A 5,638-nucleotide genomic window follows, 5' to 3' on the forward strand; every position below is an offset into this window, starting at 1 on the left:
GGGCGCGCGGGTGTTCGAGAGCGGGGGGGGTTGAGCTGGGGGGCGGCCGGGCGGGGGGCCGCCACCGCCTCAATCGCGCAATTGCGCGGTGACGAAGTCCCAGTTCACCAGCTTCCAGAACGACTCCAGATAGCGCGCGCGCTCGTTCTGGTAGTCGATGTAATACGCGTGTTCCCACACATCGCAGGCCAGCAGCGGAGTGCTCTCACCGGTCAGTGGCGTGCCCGCATTGCGCGTGGCCTGGATCGCCAGTGCGCCATTGGGGTGCTGCACCAGCCACACCCAGCCCGAGCCGAACAGGCGCAGTGCGGCGCGGTCGAAGGCCTCGCGCAAGCGCTTGGCATCCCCGAAATGACGGGTGACCAGTTCACCAAGCCGGCCCTGCGGATCGCCACCGGCGCGCGGGTGCAGGCACTGGAAATAGAACTGGTGGTTCCAGGCCTGTGCCGCGGCATCGAACAGGCTGCCCTGGCTCTGGCGGACGATCTCCTCCAGCGGCAGCTCGGCCAGCTCCGTGCCTTCAATACGTGCGTTCACCGTATCCAGGTAGCCACGGAAGTGGCGCCCGTGGTGCAGGTCCATTGTCTCCGCCGACAGGTGAGGCTGAAGGGCGGCGCGGTCGTAGGGAAGGCGGGGCAATTCGAGGGGCATGGGCACGACAGATTGGGAAGGGAGAGCGCCGATCCATGGCGGATCGTCATCAGTGTGGCCGATGGCAGGGTGCCCACCACCCGAAGGTAGGGCATACAATGGCGGCCAGGGAAGTCTATCCGACCGGTGAGGCCGGGTTGTCCCATTGGAGGGAGAGTCGTTGTGGCGGTGATGCAGCAGATCCAGTCCGAAGTCGAACGTTACCCCCTCGTGTTGTTCATGAAGGGCACGCCGCAATATCCCATGTGCGGCTTTTCCAGCCGTGCCATCCAGGCGTTGATGGCCGCCGGCGCGATCGCGCTGCGCACCGTCAACGTGCTGGAAGAACCCGAGATCCGCGCCAACCTGCCGCGCTTCTCCAACCTGCCGACCTTCCCGCAGCTGTTCATTCACGGCGAGCTGATCGGCGGCTGCGACATCGTGCTGGAGCTGTTCGAATCCGGCGAGCTCAAGCGCATCGTCGAAGAGGCTTCCCAGCCGTGAGTGCGGTCCCGTCCGTGGTGGTCGGGACCGGATCGCTCGCCGATCGCGTCATTCTTATCGCCGGGGCCGGGGGAGGCTTTGGTAGCGCCGCCGCTGTCGCCTGCGCGCAGGCCGGGGCAACCGTGGTCCTGCTGGGGCGCAAACCCCGCCGCCTGGACCGGGTCTACGCTGCCGTCGAGGCTGCCGGCCCCGAGCCGCTGCTGTATCCGCTGGATCTGGAAGGGGCGACCCCCGACGACTACGCCACCCTGGCCGAGCGCCTGCACTCCGAGCTCGGTCATCTGGATGGGGTGCTCTACTGCGCGGCCGATTTCGCCGGGCTGACCCCGTTCGAGCTGGCCGACCCGGCCGCCTTCGCCCGCGCCGTGCATGTGAACCTGACCGCGCCGGCCTGGCTGGCCCAGGCCTGCCTGCCGCTGCTGCGCCAGAGTGACGATGCCGCGCTGGTGTTCACTGTGGATGATCCGGCGCGGGTAGGGCAGGCGTATTGGGGCGGCTACGGCGCGGCGCAGCACGGGCTGCGCGGCCTGATCGCCTCCCTGCATGACGAACTCGGCCGCAGCCCGGTGCGGGTCAGCGGCCTGCAGCCCGGCCCGATGCGTACGGCGCTGCGCGCCCGTGCCTTCTCCCTGGATGAAGACCGCACCGCCCGTGACCCGGCCGAGTGCGCCGCCGCGGCGGTCCTGCTGCTGTCCGCCGCCGGCGCTGCCCATCGCGGCCAGATTCTCGAGGCCTGAGGGCGGGAAGGGCGTCACCGTCGGGTGACCGTGCCCAGGGCGACCGTGCCCAGGGCCGTCCCACGGCTGTCAGGTAGTGCCGGCCGCTGGCCGGCTCCCCAGTGAACCTTGAAAACCCCGCGGGGACCCTCCCGAAACCGCTGGCGGCGCCAAATGGCCCGCATTCAGCCGGTCACAATCAGATGTGAAGATAGCGTCACGATCCCGTTGTGATGGCGTGTGTTTTGTAGCGAAAACGTCACAATCCGGGGTTACCGTGTTAATCTAGTGTTAACCGTTGCGGCTGAAACCAGCTCGCGGCTAGGGAACCCAGATAAAAGTCCAGTCAGCCGCCAGCAAGGCTGCTTGGGCGCGTTTTTTTCTCCGCCATCGCCAATCTCGCATCGAGGCTACTCCCCAATGACCCACTCCCGTTGTCTCCGGATGTCCAAGCTGACGCTTGGTCTCGTGGCTGCACTTGCCGCCGCTCCCGCCTTCGCCCAGAGCACCTCTGCCGGTGTCGGCGGTCAGGTTACGTCGGCCGCAGGCGCGCCTGTCGTCGGTGCCGAAGTCACCATCACGCACACCGAGTCGGGCACGGTCAGCCGCGCTACGACCGATGCATCGGGTCGTTACAACGCGCGCGGCCTGCGCGTGGGTGGTCCGTACACCATCACCATCAACAAGTCCGGTGAAGGCACGAAGACTGAAGAAGGCGTTTACCTGAACCTCAATCAGGTAAACACCGTCAACGCCAACCTGGCCGGCGATATCGCTGCCGGTGCCACCAACCTCGAGGCCGTGCAGGTTGTGGCTGTGGCGGGTGGTTCGGACGTTTTCAGTTCCTACAAGATGGGCACCGGCACCAACGTCGATCGCCAGACGATCGAGTCGCTGCCGTCGGTCAACCGCAACATCCAGGATTACATCCGCCTCGACCCGCGCATCTCGCAGGTCAGCAAGGCCGACGGTGCGATCTCGGTCGGTGGCCAGAACACCCGTTACAACGCGATCCGCATCGACGGCATCGGTGCCGGCGATCCGTTCGGTCTGGAATCCAACAACCTGCCGACCGAGCGTCAGCCGGTGTCGATGGATGCGATCCAGGAAATCAACATCGACATCGCCAACTACGACACCACCATCGCCGGTGGTACCGGTGCGGTGATCAATGCGGTGACCAAGTCGGGTACCAACAACTTCGGCGGCACCGTTTACTACGCGTACCGCGACAAGGACATGGTCCGCAAGGATCTGGAAGGCGTCCGCTTCAACGGCTTCGATGACGAAAAGACCTACGGCATGACCCTGGGTGGCCCGATCATCAAGGACAAGGTCTTCTTCTTCGCGAACTACGAAAAGATGGAGCGTTCGGCCCCGGGCGTCAGCCTGACCGATTCGCCGTACGGCAAGGGCACCATCACCGACGCCGACATCACCCGTGCGCAGCAGATCGCCACTGGTTACGGCTTTGATGCCGGTTCGCTCAACGCGCCGGCCAACAAGACCGAAGTGGAAGAGTACGCACTGAAGGTTGACTGGAACATCAGCGATAACCACCGTGCTGCCGTGCGTTACAACAAGCTCGAGCAGAACGTGGTCCGCTTCCCCCAGATCAGCAACAGCGCCGTGTCGCTGAGCAGCTTCTGGTACCAGCAGCCGAAGACCTATGAATCCTGGATGGGTGAACTGTTCAGCGACTGGTCGGAGAACTTCTCGACCGAGTTCAAGCTCTCGCACAAGGAGTACACCTCGGTCCGCACCACGCCGTCGAGCTTGCCGCAGATCCAGATCCGTGGCTTTGGCAACGGTGGCAATGATTCTCTCTACTTCGGTACCGAGCAGAATTCGCACGTCAACGCGGTCGAGAGCAAGGAACTGAGCGCCTTCGGTGCCGCCACCTGGTACGTGGGCGACCACACCGTCAAGTTCGGCTTCGATTACTCCGACAACGACCTGCTGAATTACTACGGCCGCAACGTCAACGGTGCGTACGTGTTCTCCAACCTGGCTGATTTCGCTGCCGGCCGCGTCAACCAGTACGTTGTGCGCGCGCCGCGCGCCGGCGGCAGCTATGACGACATTCCGGCCAAGTACACCCTGAAGAACACCGGTGTGTTCGTCCAGGACAGCTGGGCGGTCAACAGCAACCTGACCGTTCAGGCCGGCGTCCGTGTTGATATGCCGGACTTCAGCTCGCAGCGCCTGTACAACCCGCGCATCATGGAGCTGTACGGCTACGACAACACCAAGCTCCCCGATGACAAGCTGGTGCAGCCGCGCTTCGGCTTCAACTACACCTTCGATACCGATCGCCCCACCCAGATGCGCGGTGGCGTGGGCCTGTTCGGCGGCGCCGCCCCGAACGTCTGGCTGGCAGGTGCGTACCAGAACACCGGCCTGAACTACACCGAGTACACGGTCCGCAACCAGAACGGGATCTTCACGCCGGATACCAATCCGCCGTACATCCCGGCTGCCGGCGCGGGTGCGCGTCAGAACGTGGATATCGCGGCACCGGATCTGAAGCTGCCGTCGGTGTGGAAGACCAACATCGCGTTCGATCACGAGCTGCCGTGGTACGGCATCGTGGCATCGGCCGAGTTCCTGTACACCAAGGTCAACAACGCGATCTACTTCGAGCGCCTGGACCTGCGTGGCAAGAATGGCCCCGTTGCTGCAACCCGCATTGGCCAGGACGGTCGTGAGCTGTACTGGAACGACGCCGGCTACGTGCCGTGCGTTGGTCTGGCCGCCTCGCCGACCAACTGCTCGGTCCGAGAGGGTGCCGCCGGAGCGGGTGGCAAGGCGAATCGTCCGGATGACATGGGCGACGTGCTGCTCATGAAGAACACGGACAAGGGCAGCAGCCGCCAGTTCACCGCGGGCCTGAACAAGCCGCTGACCGAGAACTGGGGCTGGTCGCTGGCCTATACCTACACCGCCGCGAAGGAAGTCAGCCCGCTGACCAGCTCGCAGAACACCTCCAACTGGGGCAGCACCCTGATCGGGACCGCCAACGAAAACGTGGCCTATGATTCGCGTTACGCGATCAAGGACCGTGTGACCGGCTCGATCAACTGGAAAAAGGCGTTCTTCCGCGACTACAACACCTCGGTGGGCCTGTTCTACGAAGGGCGTTCGGGTCGTCCGTTCAGCTACATTTACTACAACGACATGAACGGCGATGCCGCTGCCACCACCGGTGCCGGCTACTTCAACGATCTGTTCTACGTGCCCAACGGCTACGGTGACGTCAAGTTCACCGGCGGCGCGGCGATGGAGAAGCAGTTCTTCGACTGGCTGGCGGCCAACCCGCAGCTGGAGAAGTACCAGGGCCAGATCGCCCCGGCCAACGCCTTCCGCACCAAGTGGACCAACAGCTTCGATGTGCACATCTCCCAGGAGTTCCCGGGCTTCATGAAGGAGCACAAGGGTGAACTGGCGCTGGACATCATGAACGTCGGCAACCTCATCAACAAGAAGTGGGGCCACATCGAAGACTACGGCTTCAACTCGACCGCTCGCGTAGCCAGCTACGCAGGTATCGATCCGGCCACCGGCAAGTACATCTACAACTTCACCGGTTCCACCGATACCCCGACGATCCAGGAAAACAACAACGACAAGGGCAACACCGGCGTGTCGCGCTGGTCGATGCAGCTGACCCTGAAGTACAAGTTCTGATCCGTCAGGACCTGATGCAGTAAATGGAAGCGGGCGGGGGCACCCCGCCGCGGGGGTTTTTTGGGGGGGGGGGGGGGGGGTTTGGTGGCGCCGCGCCCCCG

4 protein-coding genes are annotated in these 5,638 nt (G+C 64.2%); 3 read left to right on the plus strand and 1 reads right to left on the minus strand.

All coding sequences use genetic code 11. The features are described 5' to 3' along the window. Window positions 1-69 precede the first annotated feature (69 nt). Entirely contained in the window at window positions 70-651 is a 582-nt protein-coding gene (locus QMX81_RS20325) for a Fe-Mn family superoxide dismutase (protein ID WP_282264224.1), read from the minus strand. A 162-nt stretch (window positions 652-813) separates the two neighbouring features. Here QMX81_RS20325 and grxD point away from each other — a divergent pair, with 162 nt between their 5' ends. The 3 genes from grxD (at window position 814) to QMX81_RS20340 (ending at window position 5,537) form a co-directional block, all read left to right on the plus strand. Continuing rightward, a complete protein-coding gene (grxD, locus tag QMX81_RS20330; protein WP_019186185.1) occupies window positions 814-1,134 on the plus strand; it encodes a Grx4 family monothiol glutaredoxin in 321 nt (106 codons plus the stop codon). Continuing rightward, complete coding sequence (locus QMX81_RS20335) at window positions 1,131-1,871, plus strand: SDR family NAD(P)-dependent oxidoreductase (RefSeq protein ID WP_282264225.1); 741 nt, start codon at window positions 1,131-1,133, stop codon at window positions 1,869-1,871. Before grxD ends, QMX81_RS20335 begins: the two co-directional genes overlap by 4 nt. 399 nt (window positions 1,872-2,270) lie before the next feature. Further along, a complete protein-coding gene (locus QMX81_RS20340; RefSeq protein ID WP_282264226.1) occupies window positions 2,271-5,537 on the plus strand; it encodes a carboxypeptidase regulatory-like domain-containing protein in 3,267 nt (1,088 codons plus the stop codon). The last annotated feature ends 101 nt before the right edge of the window (window positions 5,538-5,638 follow it).

Origin of the sequence: Stenotrophomonas sp. PS02301 (assembly GCF_029959485.1) — a bacterium.
Taxonomy (GTDB): Bacteria; Pseudomonadota; Gammaproteobacteria; order Xanthomonadales; family Xanthomonadaceae; genus Stenotrophomonas; species Stenotrophomonas maltophilia_Z.

What these genes read in the sequence shown, in the direction of transcription:
- QMX81_RS20325 (WP_282264224.1), bottom strand. Translation starts at nt 651, where the DNA reads ATGCCCCTCGAATTGCCCCGCCTTCCCTACGACCGCGCCGCCCTTCAG.
- QMX81_RS20340 (WP_282264226.1), top strand. Translation starts at nt 2,271, where the DNA reads ATGACCCACTCCCGTTGTCTCCGGATGTCCAAGCTGACGCTTGGTCTC.